The 19,426-nt window shown below is 51.3% G+C and carries 15 protein-coding genes; 11 read left to right on the top strand and 4 right to left on the bottom strand.

The features are described 5' to 3' along the window. Positions 1-9: 9 nt before the first annotated feature. Genes mraY through ftsZ form a run of 9 tightly spaced genes read left to right on the top strand, consistent with a single transcriptional unit; the run spans position 10 to position 10,287 of the window. Positions 10-1,227 (top strand): phospho-N-acetylmuramoyl-pentapeptide-transferase, encoded by a 1,218-nt coding sequence (gene mraY, locus GU926_RS05380; RefSeq protein ID WP_160689752.1) that lies wholly within the window; start codon positions 10-12, stop codon positions 1,225-1,227. 42 nt (positions 1,228-1,269) lie between these two features. Beyond that, a complete protein-coding gene (locus GU926_RS05375; protein WP_160689750.1) occupies positions 1,270-1,653 on the top strand; it encodes a four helix bundle protein in 384 nt (127 codons plus the stop codon). A gap of 12 nt (positions 1,654-1,665) precedes the next feature. Continuing rightward, complete coding sequence (gene murD, locus GU926_RS05370; RefSeq protein WP_160689748.1) at positions 1,666-3,012, top strand: UDP-N-acetylmuramoyl-L-alanine--D-glutamate ligase; 1,347 nt, start codon at positions 1,666-1,668, stop codon at positions 3,010-3,012. Beyond that, positions 3,009-4,178, top strand: coding sequence for an FtsW/RodA/SpoVE family cell cycle protein (locus GU926_RS05365; RefSeq protein ID WP_160689746.1), 1,170 nt, complete (start codon positions 3,009-3,011; stop codon positions 4,176-4,178). Before murD ends, GU926_RS05365 begins: the two co-directional genes overlap by 4 nt. A gap of 54 nt (positions 4,179-4,232) precedes the next feature. After that, on the top strand, positions 4,233-5,273 hold the full coding sequence (gene murG / locus GU926_RS05360; protein WP_232058440.1) for an undecaprenyldiphospho-muramoylpentapeptide beta-N-acetylglucosaminyltransferase: 1,041 nt from the start codon (positions 4,233-4,235) through the stop codon (positions 5,271-5,273). Then, complete coding sequence (gene murC, locus GU926_RS05355; RefSeq protein WP_160689744.1) at positions 5,270-6,679, top strand: UDP-N-acetylmuramate--L-alanine ligase; 1,410 nt, start codon at positions 5,270-5,272, stop codon at positions 6,677-6,679. Before murG ends, murC begins: the two co-directional genes overlap by 4 nt. Further along, positions 6,666-7,427, top strand: coding sequence for a cell division protein FtsQ/DivIB (locus tag GU926_RS05350; RefSeq protein WP_160689742.1), 762 nt, complete (start codon positions 6,666-6,668; stop codon positions 7,425-7,427). Before murC ends, GU926_RS05350 begins: the two co-directional genes overlap by 14 nt. Before the next feature lie 8 nt (positions 7,428-7,435). Beyond that, positions 7,436-8,767, top strand: a complete 1,332-nt coding sequence (gene ftsA, locus GU926_RS05345) for a cell division protein FtsA (RefSeq protein WP_160689740.1) — start codon at positions 7,436-7,438, stop codon at positions 8,765-8,767. Between the two features lie 23 nt (positions 8,768-8,790). Beyond that, positions 8,791-10,287, top strand: coding sequence for a cell division protein FtsZ (gene ftsZ, locus GU926_RS05340; RefSeq protein ID WP_160689738.1), 1,497 nt, complete (start codon positions 8,791-8,793; stop codon positions 10,285-10,287). A gap of 831 nt (positions 10,288-11,118) precedes the next feature. Here ftsZ and GU926_RS05335 read toward each other — a convergent pair. The 4 genes from GU926_RS05335 to GU926_RS05320 form a co-directional block, all read right to left on the bottom strand. Further along, positions 11,119-11,643, bottom strand: coding sequence for an NADPH-dependent FMN reductase (locus GU926_RS05335; protein WP_160689736.1), 525 nt, complete (start codon positions 11,641-11,643; stop codon positions 11,119-11,121). Between the two features lie 173 nt (positions 11,644-11,816). After that, a complete protein-coding gene (locus GU926_RS05330) occupies positions 11,817-12,569 on the bottom strand; it encodes a succinate dehydrogenase/fumarate reductase iron-sulfur subunit (RefSeq protein WP_160689734.1) in 753 nt (250 codons plus the stop codon). A gap of 143 nt (positions 12,570-12,712) precedes the next feature. Continuing rightward, complete coding sequence (locus tag GU926_RS05325; RefSeq protein WP_160689732.1) at positions 12,713-14,626, bottom strand: fumarate reductase/succinate dehydrogenase flavoprotein subunit; 1,914 nt, start codon at positions 14,624-14,626, stop codon at positions 12,713-12,715. Positions 14,627-14,638: 12 nt separating this feature from the next. Next, entirely contained in the window at positions 14,639-15,328 is a 690-nt protein-coding gene (locus GU926_RS05320; RefSeq protein ID WP_160689730.1) for a succinate dehydrogenase cytochrome b subunit, read from the bottom strand. 342 nt (positions 15,329-15,670) lie between these two features. Between GU926_RS05320 and GU926_RS05315 the strand changes: the two genes are divergently transcribed. Both GU926_RS05315 and fabD read left to right on the top strand, forming a co-directional pair. Next, a complete protein-coding gene (locus GU926_RS05315) occupies positions 15,671-18,397 on the top strand; it encodes a T9SS type B sorting domain-containing protein (RefSeq protein ID WP_160689728.1) in 2,727 nt (908 codons plus the stop codon). Positions 18,398-18,527: 130 nt separating this feature from the next. Beyond that, positions 18,528-19,403 carry an ACP S-malonyltransferase gene (gene fabD / locus GU926_RS05310; RefSeq protein WP_160689725.1) on the top strand — a complete coding sequence of 292 codons (876 nt, stop codon included), beginning with the start codon at positions 18,528-18,530 and terminating at the stop codon, positions 19,401-19,403. Positions 19,404-19,426 lie beyond the last annotated feature (23 nt).

The following is a 19,426-nucleotide window of genomic DNA, read 5'->3' as shown; positions in this document are numbered from 1 at the left end:
AAGAACCAGATGCTCTACTACCTTTTTAACTACCTAGACCAACACTTTGACCTCTTCGGGGCCGGCGTTTTCCGGTACATCTCGTTTAGGGCAGGCTTGGCGGCGCTCATCTCTTTGCTCATTGCCATGATTTTTGGGGGCAGGCTCATCAAGATGCTGCACCGCAAGCAAGTAGGAGAGTCCATCCGGGATTTGGGATTGGCCGGTCAGATGGAGAAGAGGGGCACGCCTACCATGGGTGGTTTGATTATCCTACTGGCCATTCTGGTGCCCACGCTTCTGCTGGCCAGACTGGACAACGTGTATATTCTCCTCATGATCGTGTCTACTATTTGGTTGGGGGCCATCGGGTTTTTGGATGACTACATCAAGGTCTTCAAGAAAAACAAAGAAGGCCTGGCCGGACGGTTCAAGGTTATGGGCCAGATTGGTCTGGGCCTGATTGTTGGTTTGACGCTATTTTTCTCTGATGACGTGGTGGTACGACAGTACCTGACCTCTCATGGCTTATCTGCGGTAGAGGCGTCTTCTACCTACACAGACGTGCGCCAAATGATCACCACCATTCCGTTTGCCAAGAACAATGAGTTAGACTACCATCATTTCTTCAGTTTTGCCAGCCCTGTTCTAGGTTCATATGCCCGTTTCCTGTACATCCCGCTGGTCATCATCATCATCACGGCAGTGTCCAATGGCGCCAATATCACTGATGGAATTGACGGTCTGGCGGCTGGTACCTCGGCCATCATTGCTACTACCTTGATAGTGTTTGCCTGGGTGTCTGGCAACGCCATCTTCGCAGATTACCTCAATATCATGTTCATTCCCAACACCGGGGAGCTGGTAATTTTCTGTACCGCCTTTGTGGGCGCCTGCGTGGGGTTCTTGTGGTACAACTCCTATCCGGCGCAGGTGTTCATGGGTGATACCGGTTCTCTTTCCATTGGCGGTATCATTGCCGTTTTGGCCTTGATTCTGCGCAAAGAATTATTGATTCCAGTGCTGTGCGGCATCTTCTTGATTGAGAATTTATCTGTTATGCTGCAGGTAGGCTACTTCAAATACACTAAAAAGAAATACGGCGAGGGCCGAAGAATCTTCAAGATGTCACCTCTGCACCACCACTACCAGAAACTAGGCTATCATGAAGCCAAAATCGTATCGCGCTTCTGGACGGTGGGCATCATGCTAGCCATTTTGACCTTAGCTACTTTGAAGCTTCGCTAGGGTCGTTGCTCGTTATTGGTTGTTCGTTATTCGAAAGAGAAGATGAAATCATATACAGAGCTTGATGTTTGGATTAAGTGTAGACAGCTAGCCAGCACTGTTTATTCCATCACTAAACAATTTCCCAAAGAGGAGTTGTTTGGTTTAGCGAACCAGATGCGACGAGCGGCTGTGTCTGTTGTGTCTAACATTGCAGAAGGATGTGGGAGGCAGACAGCCAAAGAGGCAGTTCAGTTTTTATATATGAGCAGAGGCTCCTTGTATGAGTTAGAAACACAGGTCTATATTGCTTTTGACCAACAATACATAGGTAGTACTGAGTTAGATAAAACCTTAGAAGAAATTACCGCCTGCAAACAATTGGTGCACGGCTTTATCAATTATTTCAGAGGATTAGCAAATCCTCGAACAACGAATAACCAATAACGAGCAACGAATATGAAAGTAGCCATTTTGGGAGCAGGAGAGAGCGGCGTAGGCGCGGCTTTGTTGGCACAAGCCAAAGGCTATGACGTGTTTGTGTCTGACAAAGGCGCCATCTCAGACAAGTACCGCGCGGAGTTGACCAAAGCCGGCATTGCCTTTGAAGAAGGGGAGCACACATTAGACAGCATCTACAACGCACAGGAAATCATCAAAAGCCCGGGCATTCCAGATACGGCTCCTGTCATCAAAGGCGCTTTGGAAAGAACCATCCCGGTCATCTCTGAGATTGAGTTTGCCGGCAGATACGCAGATGGTAAGTTCATCTGCATTACGGGTACCAATGGCAAAACCACTACCACGCTGTTGACTTACCATTTGTTGAAAAGTGCCGGGTTAAAAGTGGCCTTGGCGGGCAACGTAGGCGAAAGCCTGGCGGGCAAAGTGCTGGAAGGCGGCTATGACTATTATGTAGTGGAACTGAGCAGTTTCCAGCTAGACAACATGTACCAGTTCAAAGCGCACATTGGCATTCTGCTCAACATCACGCCAGACCACCTGGACCGCTATGCCTACCAGATGGAAAAGTATGCGGCAGCCAAGTTCAAGTTGGCACAGAACATGACGGCGGCAGACTATTTCCTGTTCAATCAGGATGATGCTGAAATTCAGAAATACAAGGCCGGCCATGAGGTGCCGGGTACGGCGGTTCCGTTCGGGTTGAAGGAGGCAGATGGCCTGGCCATCCGGTATGAAGGACAGTCGATTTTGGCCACTTTTTCCGGAATCTCGGCAAAAGTAGAAACCGCCAACTCTCCTTTGATTGGGCAGCACAACCAGTATAATTCCATGGCGGCCGTAGGGGCAGCTTTGCTAGTGGGCTTGACGCCAGAGCAGATTGAGCAGGGGTTAGGCACCTTTAAAAACGCAGATCATCGCATGCAACCCGTGGGCGAAATAGACGGCGTTACCTTCATCAATGACTCCAAAGCCACCAATGTGGAAGCGGTTTGGTACGCCCTGGACGGCATCAAGCAGCCTATTGTGTGGGTAGTGGGCGGCAAAGACAAGGGCAATGACTACTCCACTTTGCTGCCGTTGGTGCAGGAAAAAGTGAAAGCCATTGTGGCTTTGGGCGTGGACAACAGCAAGATAGTAGCTGCCTTCTCAGCCACCTGCCCAGCCTTGGTAGAAACGCAAGATGTAAACGAGGCCGTCAAATTGGCGAAAGACTTCGCGGAGGAAGGGGACGTGGTATTGCTGTCGCCGGCCTGCGCCAGTTTTGACTTGTTTAATAACTATGAACACCGAGGCCGCGCGTTTGCGGAGGCGGTGCAGAATCTTAAAAGCGCTGGGATATGAATGAGGTGAAGAATTGGCTGCGTGACAACCTGAAAGGCGACCCTATTCTGTGGGGCATCGTTTTGTCGTTTTCCTTGATTTCCATTGCGGTGGTGTATTCAGCTACGGGTACGCTGGCGTACAAGAAAATGAGCGGAAACACGGAGTATTACCTCTTCAAGCACTCCAGCCTTATCTTCCTGGGTCTGGCCTTTGTGTGGCTGGCTCATAAAGTGAATTATAAGTATTACGCTAAACTGAGTTTGCTGGCGCTGGTCTTCTCGGTGCCATTGCTCATCTATACCTACCTGAAAGGCTCTAACATCAACGAGGCTTCGCGCTGGCTCACTATTCCCATCATCAACCAGACGTTCCAGCCTTCAGATTTAGCCAAACTGGCTTTGATTTCTTACCTGGCCAGCATGTTGAGCAAGCGCCAGATGAACATCACCAACTTCAAGGAGACCTTGATTCCCTTGGTGTTGTGGAGCGGCTTGATTTGCGGCCTCATTGCCATGAGTAACATTTCTACGGGCTTATTATTGTTCATGACCTGTTTGCTCTTGATGTTCATTGGCCGGGTGCCGTTCAAGCAGATCATGATCATGATTGTGGTGGGTGCCATCTTTGGGACCATCGCCTTGACCATTGGTCAACGTATGCAGACGGCCATCAGCAGGATTGAGAACTTCATGGACCCCACACAGACGGTCTTCCAGTTGGAGCAGTCCTACATTGCCATTGCCACCGGCGGCGTGGTGGGGAAAGGCCCGGGCAACTCTGACCAGCGTAATTTCCTGCCGCACCCATACTCAGATTTTATCTATGCCATCATCATTGAAGAGTATGGCATGATAGGTGGGGCGCTGGTGCTCTTTCTGTACCTGGCCTTCCTCTATCGAGGGATGGTGGCCGTCACGAACAGCTCTGGAGCGTTCGGCGGCCTTCTCTCAGCGGGCATCAGTTTCAGTCTGGTCATACAGGCCATGGTGAACATGGGCGTGGCCGTGGGCCTGGGGCCTATCACGGGTCTGCCTTTGCCACTGCTCAGTATGGGTGGTACGTCCCTCATCTTCACGGGTATTTCCATTGGTATTATTCTGAGCGTGAGCCGAAGCGAGTATGAAGCCAAACTGGCGGCAGCCCCGGTTTCCAACAAACCTAACGTCATGAGCCATGCCGGATAAGATTTACAAGTTCATCATCAGCGGGGGGGTACGGGCGGTCACATCTACCCGGCGGTGGCCATTGCCAATGAGATAAAACGCGTGCACCCAACGGCAGAAATTCTGTTTGTAGGTGCCAAGGGCCGCATGGAAATGACGCGCGTGCCAGAGGCGGGCTATAAAATCATAGGTCTGTGGATCAGTGGCTTGCAACGTCGTTTGACTTTGGATAATTTGTCCTTCCCTTTGAAGGTGATTTCCAGCATCAGGACGGCCCATAAGATCATTAAAGATTTTCAACCCGATGCCGTGGTGGGCGTGGGCGGCTACGCCAGCGGGCCTACCTTGTACGCGGCTACCAAACAGCACATACCCACGCTCATCCAGGAGCAGAACTCGCACGCGGGCATCACTAACAAGTTGTTAGCCAATAAGGTAGATAAAGTGTGCGTGGCCTATGATACCATGTACAAGTTCTTCCCGGCCAGCAAGATTGAACTGACAGGCAACCCCGTTCGCCGCGACATAGTGGACAGCCTGGGCAAGCGCGAAGAGGCCATGGCTTTCTTTGGGCTGGAGCCTTCCCGGAAAACGTTTCTGGTCATTGGCGGCAGCCTGGGGGCCAGAACCCTTAACCAAAGCACGCAGGCGGCCTTACAGAAGATTCAAGACGCCGGCTACAACCTCATCTGGCAGACCGGCAAAGTTTATTTTGCTACGGCAGAGGAAGCAGTAAAGCATTTGCCGCAAGACCAGATCAAAGCCTTTGATTTCCTCCAACGCATGGATTTGGCCTATGCCGCCGCAGACGTGGTAGTCTCCAGAGCGGGAGCCTTGTCCATCTCTGAGCTGTGCCTGGCGCAGAAGCCGTCTATTCTGGTTCCTTCTCCTAACGTAGCCGAAGATCATCAGACTAAAAATGCCATGGCTTTAGTGCAGAAAGACGCTGCCCTCCTGGTAAAGGATGTAGAAGCTGAAAACTCGTTGTGGGACACGGCGCTTGCGCTTGCCCAAGATGCTGAGAAGCAAACCCAACTCAGCCAGAACATTGCGCAGTTGGGCAAGCCCCACGCCGCCGAAACCATTGTACAGGAACTCTTGAAACTAGTAAAATGAACCTGAGCCACTACCGTCATATCTACTTTCTGGGCATTGGAGGCATTGGCATGAGCGCCATTGCCCGCTGGTTTCTGGCCAAAGGCTTTGCAGTGGCAGGGTATGACCGTACGGTGACGCCCCTTACCCAGAAACTAACGGAAGAAGGCGCCCAGATTCACTATGAAGATGATATCCGGTTGATTCCGGCCTCTTTTCTGGAAAACAAGCAAAAAACGCTGGTGGTGCTCACGCCTGCCGTTCCGGCGGCGCAAACAGAAAGACAATACCTGCAAGAGAACGGCTTCACCATTATGAAACGGTCCCAGGTGCTGGGCTTACTGACGGCAGACCAATACCTCATTGCCGTGGCGGGTACCCATGGTAAGACCACAACGTCATCCATGGTGGCGCACCTTTTACAGCATGCAAAGGTTTCCACCTCGGCGTTCTTGGGCGGCATTTCTACCAACCTTGGTTCTAACCTGTTGCTGCCGCATGAACATGAGGAAAGAGCGCTGGCCGTGGTAGAGGCAGATGAGTTTGACCGGTCTTTTTTAACTCTGCATCCAGACATTGCCATCGTCACCTCCACAGATCCAGACCATTTGGACATTTATGGGGAAAAGGAGGCGCTGGTAGAGTCATTCAAGCAGTTTGTAAGCCAGATAAAGCCCAACGGATACCTGTTGTTGAACCATACCGCAGACCAATCTTTAAAAGATTCGGTGCACCCTACGGTGCAGGTCATTACCTATGGTCTTGAGCATGAAGAGCTTGCCTCTGGGCCTATAAAAATTGCGGCCGGAGCTATGAAATTCTCTGTGAAAGGTCGGAACTTTGCACTCCCTGAAACGTCTTTGCAGGTGCCGGGCTTCCACAATGTAGAGAATGCCGTGGCCGCCGCGCAGGCTGTATCACTGGTAGGGTTAAGCCCAGAAAAGATTCAGGAGGGCATAGAGGCGTATGTAGGGGTGAAACGTCGTTTTGAGCGCGTATGGGCAGATAATGGCAAGGTTTTCTTAGATGACTACGCCCACCACCCACGGGAGATTGAAGCCTTTCTGAGGTCGGTGCGGGCCTTGTACCCAGGGCAGAAGCTGAGGGTTATTTTTCAGCCGCACCTGTTCACCAGAACCCGTGATTTTCTGGAAGGCTTCGCCGAGAGTTTGAGCCTGGCAGACGAGGTTTGGTTGCTGGAAATTTACCCGGCCCGGGAGTTGCCGCTGCCGGGGGTGACCACCCAGCTGATTTTTGACAAAATAGAGGGACCAGAGAAGCGTCTGCTTGAAAAAAAAGATGTGTTGGCGGCCTTAGAAAATGATTTGGATTTTGCGGTGCTGGCCACGGTGGGCGCCGGAGACATTGACACCTTAGTGTCTGGTATAAAGCACCTTCTGGAGGAGAGAGCCCATGTTGTGGAATAGAAAAGTAAAAGCCCTGCTCTTTGCCGTTTTGTGTTTAAGCGGCTTCCTGTTTTTGGCAGGCTTTTCCAAGTCTCGGCAACAGGATAAAATATGTAAAAAAGTCAATATTAAAATTGATAATGAATACAACAATTACTTTCTTAGTGAGACGGAAGTTCTAGCGCTGCTCACCAGAAATGGAGACCAGCCGCTGGAGGGAACGAAAAAAGGGGAGATTGACCTCAAGCGACTTGAATTGCGAATTAAATCGCATAAATTTGTAAGAGAAGCGGAGGTATATCACGATCTTGATGGCAACATCAACGTCCTGATAAAACAAAACAGGCCCATTGCCCGGCTGCTGAGTTCAGAACGCGATGTGTACCTGGACGAAGAAGGAAATGTGCTGCCTCTGTCTTCACTGTACACGGCGCATGTCATTCCAGTGACTTCGTCAGCTGTGAAACCAACCTTAGCCCCCTCCTTCTTTCAGGATTCAGTGGGCAGGCCATACCTGGAGCTTTTACGCTTCATTGAGCAGGACCCCTTCTGGGATGCTCAGTTGGCCCATATGGACATAGACGCCAAGGGGAAAGTAAGTTTTTTAACGCAGGTAGGCGACCAGCGCATTGAGTTTGGCAAGCCCCACCACCTAGAGGAGAAGTTCAGGAAGCTGTTCATTTTTTACAAGGAGGTGTTGCCGGTAGTAGGGTGGGAGAAATACAGCCGCCTGAATGTGGAGTACAAGGATCAGATTATTTGTGAATAGATAACGATATGCAGAACAACGACAAAATAGTTGTAGGCTTAGACATTGGGACCACCAAAATCTGCGCTTTAGTGGGCCGTAAGAACGAGTACGGAAAGCTAGAGATTCTGGGCATGGGCAAAGCCGTGTCTGAGGGCGTAGTGCGGGGCATGGTGTCTAACATTGATAAAACCGTAGACGCCATCAAGAAAGCCATCAGGCAGGCAGAGGAGCAGTCTGGGATAGACATCAAGGTGGTGAATGTAGGGATTGCCGGTCAGCATATCAAAAGTCTGCAGCACAACGGTAGTATCACCCGCACCTCCACTGACAGTGAAATCACGGTAGAGGACATCAACCGCCTCACCAATGACATGTACCGTCTGGTGACCCCCCCGGGTAGTGAGATCATCCATGTAATGCCTCAAGACTACAAAGTAGACTATGAAGATGGTATCATGGACCCGGTGGGCATGTCTGGTGTGCGGCTGGAAGGCAACTTCCACATCATCACGGCCCAGTCTAGCGCCATTCAAAACATTAACAAGTGCGTACATCGTGCCGGCCTGGAGATTGAGCAATTAATCCTGGAGCCTCTGGCATCTTGTATGTCTGTGCTCAGCGATGAAGAGCGCGAAGCCGGTGTGGCCCTGATTGACATTGGAGGCGGCACCACAGACCTGGCCATCTTCAAGGACAACATCATCCGGCACACGGCGGTGCTTCCGTTTGGCGGCAACATCATCACCTCAGACATCAAGCAGGGGTGCATGGTCATGCAGAACCAGGCAGAGCAGCTGAAGGTGCGCTTTGGAAAAGCCATTGCAGACGAAGCCTCTGAGAATGAGATAGTTTCCATTCCAGGCCTGAGAGACAGAACACCAAAAGAAATTTCTCTTAAAAACCTTGCTTTTATTATAGAAGCAAGAATGGAGGAGATTGTTGAACTCGTTTATTCTGAAATTGTTAGAAGCGGGTATGCCAACCAACTGGCAGCAGGTATTGTCATCACGGGTGGCGGTGCTCAGCTGCAGAACCTGGTGCAATTGGTAGAGTATCTGACCGGCCTTGATGCCCGCCTCGGGTATCCGAACGAGCATTTGGGTAAGAGCAAGATTGATTCGGTGAAGAGCCCGATGTATGCGACTACCGTTGGCCTAGTGTTGGCTGGTTACCAGGCCCTGGACGAGCGCGCCAACCGGTACTCAGAGCTGAACAACAACTCTGAGGCCAGACCGGTGAACGAGGCCAGGCCCGCGCAGCAGAAATCATCTTTCAGCGGTGGGTTCTTCAACAAAATTGTGGAGCGTACCAAGAGCATGTTGATCGATGACTTCGATGACAAGCAACAAAATTATTAACGAGTAATTCAGGAGGGTAAGAAATGAGTTTTTCATCGTACAAGTTTGATGTGCCATCGCACTCCAAGTCAATCATCAAGGTGATTGGTGTTGGTGGAGGAGGAAGTAATGCCGTGAACCACATGTTCAGCCAAGGCATTAAAGACGTGGAGTTTGTGGTGTGCAATACCGATGAACAGGCTTTGAAAAGTAGCAGTGTGCCCAACAAGCTGCAGATAGGCACTACCTTGACCGAAGGTCTGGGTGCTGGTGCCAACCCTGAGCGTGGCAAGCAGGCCGCCCTGGAAAGCAAAGAAGAGATTAGAGAACTGTTAGGTGCCCATACCAAAATGGTGTTCATTACGGCAGGGATGGGTGGTGGAACCGGTACCGGCGCCGCCCCAGTCATTGCCAAGGTGGCCAAGGAAATGGACATCTTAACCGTGGGCATAGTGACCGCTCCCTTTGCCTTTGAAGGCAAAAAGAAGCGCACCGCCGCTGACAATGGTATCAAAGAACTGAGCGAGAACTGTGACACCGTCCTGGTCATCCTCAATGATAAGCTGCGCGAGATGTTTGGGAATCTGCCCATCAGAGCTGCGTTTGCCAAAGCAGACAACGTTTTGACCACGGCTGCCAAGTCTATCGCGGAGATCATCACGGTGACTTCTGAGGTGAACGTGGACTTTGAAGATGTGAAGACGGTCATGAAAGACTCTGGTGCCGCTGTGATGGGTTCTGCCATCACGGAAGGTGAGAACAGAGCGCTAAGAGCCGCCGAGGAGTCCTTGTCTTCCCCGCTGTTAAACAACACCGACATTCATGGCGCTCAGAAAATCCTTCTTTCCATCATGTCTGGTGATCAGGCAGAACTGGAAATGGATGAGTTGACCGAAATCACGGATTACATCCAGGAGAAAGCCGGTGATGATTCTGAGGTGATCTTCGGGCATGGCATTGATTCTTCGCTGGGTGCCAGCATTAGAGTAACGGTGATTGCCACTGGTTTTGCCCGTAACCACGAGAATCTTCCACAGCCAAAAAAAGAGATTGAGGCAGAGCCAGTAGCGGTATCTCAGCCTCAGGTAGCTCCCGTTGTTATTTCTGAACCTGCCGCACCTATTGTAGTTCCCACGCATAGCGTGGCCCCAACGGCTTCTCCGTCTACTGTGATTGCAGCGGAACCTGTGCGCAGACCAGAACCGGTCACCGAAGGCAAGATCATCTTTGACTTAGGTAACAGCGAAATCTTCACTACCGCCTTTGAAGAGCCTGCTTATGCGCCCGTAGCAGAGCCCCTGCGCGAGTCCAGAGATGCCAGCCGTATCAATGAGCGCAGAGAACGTTTACGCGGCCTAAGTGCTGACATGTACTCAGATGCTGCCATCAAAGAGAAACTAGAAGTGCCTGCGTACCTGCGCCGCAACGTGAATCTGGAGACAGTGACGCCATCTACTGAGCAGCAGATTTCTCGTTTCAACCTGAATGATGACAATGAATTATTAGGAGACAATCGTTTCCTGCATGATAATGTAGACTAAGCGTTTTTCGCTTATTTCTCAGGAAACAGCCCAAAATCGGAAACGGTTTTGGGCTGTTTTTTTGATGGAGGAGTTATGTGGAAGTGAGGGCTTCATATCGTTGTCTTCTGTCCTTGCTGTTGTTTGGGTTGCCGCTGGGCGTTGTTGGCGGTAAATTTGCCAAAGACGCGCCTAAGGCCTCTTCTCCTACTGCAACTCTTCTTAGGGCTTTGCTTATGTATCTCTGGTGTGGATGTTACATCCATGACTTTCTGCCGTGCGCCTCCGTGGGCTGCTCCTGAGAAGGTTCTTTCTTCCGGTGCCCTTATGCCGCCTTGTTTCATTGTCACCGCCAAGCGCTCGCGGCCGCGGGGCCCCGTCTTCCCGCCTCGCGCTGTACTAGCTTGCCTCTTCTGCGTGGATGCAGTTTTGGGAGAGGAACGGCCGGCTCTCCGTCTTTGCCGCTGATCTAATCTGAGGCGGTAACCTGCTTAGGCGGCTCGACGGAAAGACTGGAAATGGTGCGTTTAGTAAAGGCCTATCCTAAATTCAGTTGGAGCATGTGCGGATTGTAATGGCTATTGCCACTGGCAAATTCCCCATGAGGATTGAACAAACGAGAGTTTGAAGCAGCGAGCGCAGTAGAGGGAATTTGCAACTTCCGACGAGACTATCGTTGATGATGAATCTTTGAATTATAATTCCTGCTTAATCCTACTTTGGCACGCGGTTTTCAACTGCTTGGAGCCTATAAGCTTCTTGATTGTCACTTTAATATAAATTTCAAACCTGCCATTTTTCGCCTAGATCCCAGAAAACAAGCCAAAAACGTATTAAAGTGGAATTAGAAAGTTAAAACGGGATAAGGGCTTCTACCTGCTCTTCCAGCAATTGTAGGTAGAGGGGATTTGTGAAAATGCCAGCTTGCAGATGTTTATGTACAAAAGCCAAGCGGGGTTTCTGGGCCAACACGTGCAGGCCGCAATAGTTCAGGATGTCAGTGAGGTGGCTGAGGGCTAAGGCGCCTCCCTGGCTTCCGGTAGAGAGACCTACCAAGGCACCCTTTTTATTCCGGAGGGCATGGGGGTATTCCAGGCCGTCTATGAATGCTTTTAAGACGCCAGGAAAAGAGTTGTTGTACTCGGGTACGATGAATACTATTTTCTGGGCGCTGGCCACCTGAGCTCTCAAATCAAGGAATTCTTGTGAGTACAACTCGCGGTTGTAAAGCGCCGGGGAGGCGAAATCCAGGGGCAGGTCTTGCAGGTCCAGGATTTCAGAGGGCTGGTGGCGTTGGGTGAGTAGCGTCTGGTACAGCTGCGCAATCTGCAAGGATAGGGAATCAGGTCTGTTGGTGCCGGAAATGATCAGAATCATGCGTGGTTGGTCTTTAGCCTCTTTAACCCAGAAGGCCGCTCAAAGTTACAGGTTTCAGGCAATGCCTACGGGAATGGGATTTTCTGTTTTTGGCTTGTTTTCTGGAAAACAAGCCAAAAACAGAAAAGGCGAAGCCATGGAAGCTCCGCCTTTTCAAAATGAATGAAGTAAAACTATACGTTCTCAGAGGTGAACTTGGCAGAGATGTACTCGCGGTTCATCATGGCAATGTTCTCCAGAGAAATACCAACCGGGCATTCAGCGGCACAAGCGCCAATGTTAGAGCAGGCACCAAAGCCTTCAATGTCCATCTGGGCCACCATGTTCTCTACACGCGTCTTGCGCTCCACCTTGCCTTGCGGTAACATAGCAAGCTGAGAAATCTTAGCGCTGGTGAACAACATGGCCGAAGAGTTTTTGCAAGCTGCCACACAGGCACCGCAACCAATACAGGTAGCCGCATCAAAGGCTTTGTCTGCAATCAGCTTCGGGATTGGAATCTCATTGGCGTCTGGCACCCCACCGGTATTGATGGACACGTACCCACCTGCCTGCTGGATTCTGTCCAAGGCTGAACGGTCTACGCAAAGGTCCTTTAAGATAGGGAAGGGGCCCGCGCGCCAAGGCTCAATGGTGATGGTGTCTCCGTCAGAGAACTTACGCATGTGCAACTGGCACGTGGTGGTTCCTCTTTCTGGGCCGTGCGCACGGCCGTTGATGTATAAACTGCACATTCCGCAGATACCTTCACGGCAATCATGGTCAAATGCGATTGGGTCTACCCCGCTACGAAGAAGGTCTTCGTTCAGCACGTCCATCATCTCCAGGAAAGACATCTCAGGCGAAATATCTTTTACTTGGTATGTCTCCAATTTACCGGCCGCCTGGGAGTTTCTCTGTCTCCAAACTTTCAGCGTCAGGTTCATGGGTTTGCTGTTAGGATTATTACCAGCCATTATCTTTCTAATTAGAAATTATAAATTATGAATTAGAAATTAAGGGAAGAGATGGTTGCCGTTTCTGATAGAAACCCATTTCTAATTTTTAATTCCTAATTTTTAATTAATCGTTATTTATAGCTCCGCTGCGTGAGTTTTACGTTCTCAAACTTGAGATCCTCTTTGTGCAACACCGGCTGTTGGTTAGGGCCGGTATATTCCCAGGCGGCTACGTAGGCGTAGTTCTCATCATCACGCAGGGCTTCGTTTTCTGGGGTCTGGTATTCCTCGCGGAAGTGACCACCACAAGACTCGTTGCGGTTCAAGGCGTCGTCTACCATCAGTTCACCTAACTCCAGGAAGTCAGCCACACGACCGGCTTTCTCCAGGGTCACGTTCAGTTCTTCGTTGGTACCCAGAATCTTCACGTCTTTCCAGAAGTCTTCACGAAGTTTTCTGATTTCTTGCTTGGCATACTGTAAGCCTTCGGCGTTACGGGCCATACCGCAGTAATCCCACATCAATAGACCCAGCGCCTTGTGGAAATCATCTACCGTGCGGCTACCATTGATGCTCAACAAACGATCCACATCAGCGCGAACGGCCTGCTCTGCTTCTTTAAAAGCAGGGTGGCTGGTCTCCACGCGGGCAGTTGGGTTTTGCGCCAGGTAGTCACCAATGGTGTACGGAATCACAAAATAGCCATCTGCCAGACCTTGCATCAAAGCCGAAGCCCCTAAGCGGTTGGCACCGTGGTCAGAGAAATTACACTCACCCGTGGCGTACAAGCCAGGGATGGTGGTCATCAAGTTATAGTCTACCCAAAGGCCGCCCATGGTGTAGTGCACCGCTGGGTAAATGCGCATTGGTTGTTCATACGGGTTCTCACCAGTGATCTTTTCGTACATCTCAAACAAGTTGCCGTACTTCTGGCTGATGGCGTTTAAGCCTTCGCGTTTGATAGCGTCTGCAAAATCAAGATAAACAGCCAGTTTGGTGGTTCCAACGCCACGTCCTTCGTCACACGCCAATTTAGCGTTACGCGAAGCCACGTCACGTGGTACTAGGTTACCGAAGGATGGATATTTGCGTTCCAGGAAATAATCACGCTCGTCTTCTGGAATGTCGCTGGCAATGCGGTTGTCACCTACTGCTTTAGGTACCCAAACACGTCCATCGTTTCTCAACGACTCAGACATCAAGGTCAGTTTAGACTGATGACCACCCGAAACCGGAATACAGGTTGGGTGAATCTGCGTGAAGCAAGGGTTAGCGAACAAAGCACCTTTCTTGTGCGCTCTCCAGATGGCCGTGGTGTTAGAACCCATGGCGTTGGTAGACAAGAAGAATACGTTACCATAACCACCTGTGGCCAAAATAACGGCATGCGCGCTATGCGACTCAATCTCACCCGTAACCAAATTACGGGTTACAATACCACGAGCCTTGCCGTCTACCATTACCAGGTCCAGCATCTCGGTGCGTGGGTACATTTTTACTTTACCGTAGGCAATCTGACGGTTCAAGGCAGAATAGGCACCCAATAACAATTGCTGGCCTGTTTGGCCACGGGCGTAGAACGTCCGGCTTACCTGGGCACCACCAAAAGAGCGGTTAGCCAGCAATCCGCCGTACTCACGGGCAAAAGGAACACCTTGGGCCACGCATTGGTCAATGATGTTCACACTCACCTGGGCCAGACGGTACACGTTGGCTTCGCGGGCACGGTAGTCACCGCCTTTGATGGTGTCATAGAAGAGGCGGTACACGCTGTCACCGTCGTTCTGGTAGTTCTTGGCGGCGTTGATACCACCCTGCGCGGCAATGGAGTGCGCGCGGCGCGGGCTGTCCTGGTAGCAGAACGCTTTCACGTTGTAGCCCAGTTCACCTAGAGTAGCGGCGGCAGAAGCACCGGCCAGACCGGTTCCTACCACAATCACATCGTATTTCCGCTTGTTAGCTGGGTTAACCAGCTTCACATTGAATTTATGCTTGTCCCATTTCTCGGCCAGTGGCCCTTCGGGAATCTTAGAATCTAGAATCATAGCGTTCGCTTATTACAAAACAACGTCTTTGATGAAAAAATAGAGTGGCATAGAGGCAAAGCCCGCTGCGATCACAATGGAGAAGAAGGCCCCAAACATCTGGATGGCCGGCGTGTACTTCTTGTGGTTCAATCCCAGGGTCTGGAAGGCGCTTTGGAACCCGTGGAACAGGTGATAACCCAGGGCAATCTGACCCAGCACATAAATCAACACATACCACCATAAGTGGAACGACTGCACTACCACTGAGTACAGGTCATCATAGTCCGTGCCTTCAATGGGAATCATGTTGGGCTCGCCAAAGCGGGCTCTCCAGAAGAAGTTGTACAAGTGGATGATCAAGAACACCAGGATCACGGTGCCTAGCAGACCCATGTTGCGCGAAGACCAGTTGCTGTTGTCTTGCGGGCGGTTGTACGCGTACTCTGTAGTACGAGCGCCTTTGTTTCTTCTGGTAAGTACCAGGGCCTCATAAATGTGAAATCCAAAACCCAAGACCAGCACAATTTCCATAGTGCGGATGATAGGGTTTGTTGCCATGAAATGGGAGTAGATGTTGAAGGACGCGCCGCCATCACCTTTGAACAACTGGAGGTTTCCCACCAGGTGCACTACCAAAAAAGAGCAGAGAAACAGTCCAGTGACAGCCACTAAAAGCTTGCGCCCAATGGTACTGGAAAACGTTTTTGAAAACCAACTCATTTTGCTGTGTTAAGGTTGTAGAATTAGGGTAACAGGATTGGTAAAATCTTTCCAAAGGTACACGGCGTGCCTTTGTTACGCAACGTGCAAAGCAATTTTGAATTAATCTAAATTGCCGTCTGCGCAGCGCCTTCTCCTGACTAAACAAAGTTGTTTTTAGCTTGTTTTCAGAAAAATTGGCTAAAAACCAGAATGCCGTTGAAGTATTACAACAGGAAACTTTAGAATACGTTATAGAAAAGAACCTATATTTCAGCGAAGATTCGTGCGCCGCTGCCATGTCATCTTATGGCCTTCTGGCGTCTTATTTTATCTTTGTTACTGCATGCAAAACTCTACTCTATGCCTTTAAAACGTCAAGGACTGCTCGCCCGGCTTGGTTTCCTGCTTGGGTTGTTCGCGTTTTTACTGTTTTCTGCTCCTGCCGCGCAGGCCACCCACATACGGGCGGGGAACATCTTTGCCAAAAGTGACACCACCGCTGCCAGGAACCCTCTTCGTTTCTTCTTTAAGCTGGTTACCTACACGGTGGCCGGCGGCATTGAAGACGAGCAGGCCACACTGTACTTCGGCGACTGTAGCACGCCTCAGACGTCGGTGAGAGCCTCCAGGGTGTTGTTGCAGAACGGAGAGAACAACACGTTGGTCAATACCTATTTCTTTGAGCACACCTATTCTGGGGACGGTACGTTCACCGTCTCTTTCATTGGGGAAAATAGAAACGCCAGCATCATCAACCTGTCCAACTCGGTGCAGCAGTCGTTTTTCCTGACTTCTACCGTAACCATTGACCAGTTTTTGGGCATTAACCGGTCTCCGGTCTTGCTGGTGCCGCCCATTGACGTGGCAGACATCAACAACATTTTCGTGCACAACCCCGGTGCATATGACGAGGACGGCGACAGCCTGGTGTTCAGGATGTTTGAGCCCAGGATAGACGGCGGCCGTGATGCCTGTGGCAACCCCATTGCCACCATTGCTCCTGGTTACCGCGGTCTGGAAAACTTTTTGGGCATTCCGGTCAACTCGGGCGCGCCCTTCTTTAGGTTAGACCCCGTCACTGGTCAGATCACCTGGAACACGCCCGGCGTCTTGGGAGAGTTCAACATTGCCTTCGTGGTAGAGGAGTGGCGCAACAAGCGGCTCATTGGACGCGTGGTGCGCGACATGCAGATTCTAGTAAAGGACATTCCCAACAGGCCGCCCAGGCTGTTTGTGCCCAGAGACACCTGTATTATAGCCGGCACCAGACTGCGGGACACCATTATAGTAACAGACCCAGACCGGCACAAGGTAAACGTGTCTGCCTTTGGGGAGATGTTGCCGCCGGCCACCTTTACCAAAGCAAGCACTCCAGATACCGCCTACGTGTTCAACTGGCAGACTCTGGCTTGTTTAGACGTGCGTCGTCAGCCGTACCAGGTCACGTTCAGGGCGGTTGATATTCCGCCAGCCGGGGTGCAGCCGCTGGTAGACATCCAGCCTTGGCGCATTACGGTCATCGGGCCGCCGCCCGTGCTCACCACCGCAGTGGTACAGAGCAGTAATACCATCACCATCAACTGGCAGGCCTACAACTGCGTCAACGCCAGCCGCATTTATATATATAGAAAAGAAGGGCCTTCTACGTTTGTGCCTGGCTACTGCGAGACCGGAATTCCGGCGTCTTCTGGGTTCGTGCGCGTAGGGCAGGTGAATGCCAACGCCACCACCTTCACAGACACCAACAACGGACAAGGCCTGCCGCGCAACAAAACCTACTGCTACCGGATCTATGTGGAGTTTGGAGCGCCCGGAGGCGGAGAAAGCCTAGCCTCTAATGAAGTGTGCGCCACGCTGGAGTCCCTGGCCATGACCAAGGTCAGCGTAACAGAAACCAGCACCACCACCGGTAAGATGCGCGTGGAGTGGAACAAACCCAAAACCTTGATAGATCAGTTGCCTGGCCCGTACCGGTACCGGTTGCTGAGAGCCCTAGGCCAAGGCCGCGGCCCAGCGGCGGTCTTCACAGAGGTGCGTCCTAACCTGGGCTTGAATGACACCATCTTTGTAGACAACGGGCTCAACACCCAGGACACCTCCTACATCTACCGCGTGGAATTATACCGTGGCGATGGGGCAGGGGCGGCTACCGTGCTGGCAGACTCGGCCTCGGCGTCTAGTGTAAGACTTACGGCCAAGGCCAACGGCACCTCCCTCATTTTGAACTGGACCTATAACGTGCCTTGGGACAACGCGCAGCAAGACCGGAAATACCACCATGTCATTTACCTTAAGAAGCCCGGTGGCAACTTTGAGCGCTATGACAGCGTGGCCGCCGGTCCAACCAGCGGTACCTATACCAAAAACATTCCGTTGCTGGTGGGAGAGGAATACTGTGCTTACGTGGTGACCAAAGGGACCTACCAGAATCCGTTGCTGCCAGACCCAATCCTCAACAACAGCCAGATTGCCTGTCTGGTGCAGGTCTGCAAGCCTATCGTCACCCTGGATCCATGTCCTGAAATCACGGAGCCAACCAACCCGCCGTTCCAGAACGTGGTGAGCTGGACCCTGCCAGAAGGTTGTAACACGGCAGACATTGCCCTCTACACCGTGTATTATAAAGCCAAAGATGATGACCCCTTCCAGGTGATTGGGACTACCAAGGCTATGACGTTCACACATACCGGCTTACAGTCCTTTGCGGGATGCTATGCCGTGACCGCCACGGATGTGACCGGCAATACCAGTGTATTTGAGGAGACGGACGTGGCCTGCAAAGACAACTGTATTGTGTTTATTCTGCCTAACATCTTTACGCCCAACAATGACGGGGTCAATGACGTGTTCACGCCTAAACAAGGTGCGGCCTTTATTAAATCTGCCAGGTTGAAAGTGTTCAGCCGATGGGGCAACAAGGTGTTTGAAGGCAACTCAGAACCAGGCCTGAACTGGAAAGGCGTAGACGATGGCGGCAAAGCCCTGGCAGACGGTACCTACTTCTACCAGGTGGAGGTGGAATTCTACGGAAGGTCCAGCACGCCAGACGTCAGAGTATTCAAGGGCTGGGTAGAGATCATCCACTAAGCCCATCATAGAAAAGGCGCCCCTTCTTAGAATGGGCGCCTTTTTCTTATCTTTGTTTTCTTTTCTAGAGAAAACCGCCGTTTTTGGCCTGTTTTCCAGAAAAGAGACCAAAAACAAAAAACCAAAAGCTATGAAAGCATACGTTTTTCCGGGGCAGGGTTCCCAGTTTGTGGGCATGGGCAAGGACCTGTATGACCAGCATGAAGAAGCCAAACGCCTGTTTGAGCAAGCCAACGAGATTCTGGGTTTCAGGATCACCGACATCATGTTCTCTGGCACCGACGAAGAACTCAAGCAAACCAAAGTCACCCAGCCCGCCATTTTCCTGCATTCCGTTATTCAGGCCGCCGTGGCTCAGGATTTTACGCCAGAGATGGTAGCTGGTCACTCTTTAGGTGAGTTTTCTGCCTTGGTCGCCAACAAAGTGCTTTCCTTTGAAGATGCCCTTCGCCTGGTGTCTAAACGTGCCCTGGCCATGCAAAAAGCCTGCGAGGAGCAACCCTCTACCATGGCCGCCATCTTGGGCCTGGAAGACGAAAAGGTGGAGCAGATATGCGCCGAGGTGGACGACGTGGTTGTAGCCGCCAATTACAACTGCCCAGGCCAATTGGTAATTTCTGGTTCCATTGCCGGCGTAGAAAAAGCCTGCGAAGCCATGAAAGCCGCCGGTGCCAAGCGCGCCCTGGTCTTACCTGTGGGCGGAGCCTTCCATTCACCGCTCATGAAATCTGCCGAAGCAGAACTGGAAGCGGCCATCCGTAACACAGAGTTTAAGCAGGGTATCTGCCCGGTGTACCAGAACGTGGACGCCAAGCCGCATACAGATCCGCAAGAAATTCAGCAAAACCTCATCCAGCAATTAACGGCTCCCGTACGTTGGACACAGTCTGTGCAGCAAATGATCGCTGACGGTGCCACGCTGTTTGTAGAGTGCGGCCCGGGCAAGGTGTTGCAAGGTCTGGTGAAGAAAATTGACAAAAACGCTGAGGTTTCCCAGGTAGGATAATCCTCGGCGCTATAGATTTTGCA

The organism is Nibribacter ruber (assembly GCF_009913235.1).
Classification (GTDB): domain Bacteria; phylum Bacteroidota; class Bacteroidia; order Cytophagales; family Hymenobacteraceae; genus Nibribacter; species Nibribacter ruber.
Note: the sequence above shows the minus strand (reverse complement) of the source record. Positions and strands in the feature narration are given on the sequence as shown.

Excerpts from the sequence above, each read along its gene's own strand:
- mraY (WP_160689752.1), top strand. The coding sequence starts at position 10 with ATGCTCTACTACCTTTTTAACTACCTAGACCAACACTTTGACCTCTTC.
- GU926_RS05375 (WP_160689750.1), top strand. The coding sequence starts at position 1,270 with ATGAAATCATATACAGAGCTTGATGTTTGGATTAAGTGTAGACAGCTA.
- murD (WP_160689748.1), top strand. The coding sequence starts at position 1,666 with ATGAAAGTAGCCATTTTGGGAGCAGGAGAGAGCGGCGTAGGCGCGGCT.
- GU926_RS05365 (WP_160689746.1), top strand. The coding sequence starts at position 3,009 with ATGAATGAGGTGAAGAATTGGCTGCGTGACAACCTGAAAGGCGACCCT.
- murC (WP_160689744.1), top strand. The coding sequence starts at position 5,270 with ATGAACCTGAGCCACTACCGTCATATCTACTTTCTGGGCATTGGAGGC.
- GU926_RS05350 (WP_160689742.1), top strand. The coding sequence starts at position 6,666 with ATGTTGTGGAATAGAAAAGTAAAAGCCCTGCTCTTTGCCGTTTTGTGT.
- ftsA (WP_160689740.1), top strand. The coding sequence starts at position 7,436 with ATGCAGAACAACGACAAAATAGTTGTAGGCTTAGACATTGGGACCACC.
- ftsZ (WP_160689738.1), top strand. The coding sequence starts at position 8,791 with ATGAGTTTTTCATCGTACAAGTTTGATGTGCCATCGCACTCCAAGTCA.
- GU926_RS05335 (WP_160689736.1), bottom strand. The coding sequence starts at position 11,643 with ATGATTCTGATCATTTCCGGCACCAACAGACCTGATTCCCTATCCTTG.
- GU926_RS05330 (WP_160689734.1), bottom strand. The coding sequence starts at position 12,569 with ATGAACCTGACGCTGAAAGTTTGGAGACAGAGAAACTCCCAGGCGGCC.
- GU926_RS05325 (WP_160689732.1), bottom strand. The coding sequence starts at position 14,626 with ATGATTCTAGATTCTAAGATTCCCGAAGGGCCACTGGCCGAGAAATGG.
- GU926_RS05320 (WP_160689730.1), bottom strand. The coding sequence starts at position 15,328 with ATGAGTTGGTTTTCAAAAACGTTTTCCAGTACCATTGGGCGCAAGCTT.
- GU926_RS05315 (WP_160689728.1), top strand. The coding sequence starts at position 15,671 with ATGCCTTTAAAACGTCAAGGACTGCTCGCCCGGCTTGGTTTCCTGCTT.
- fabD (WP_160689725.1), top strand. The coding sequence starts at position 18,528 with ATGAAAGCATACGTTTTTCCGGGGCAGGGTTCCCAGTTTGTGGGCATG.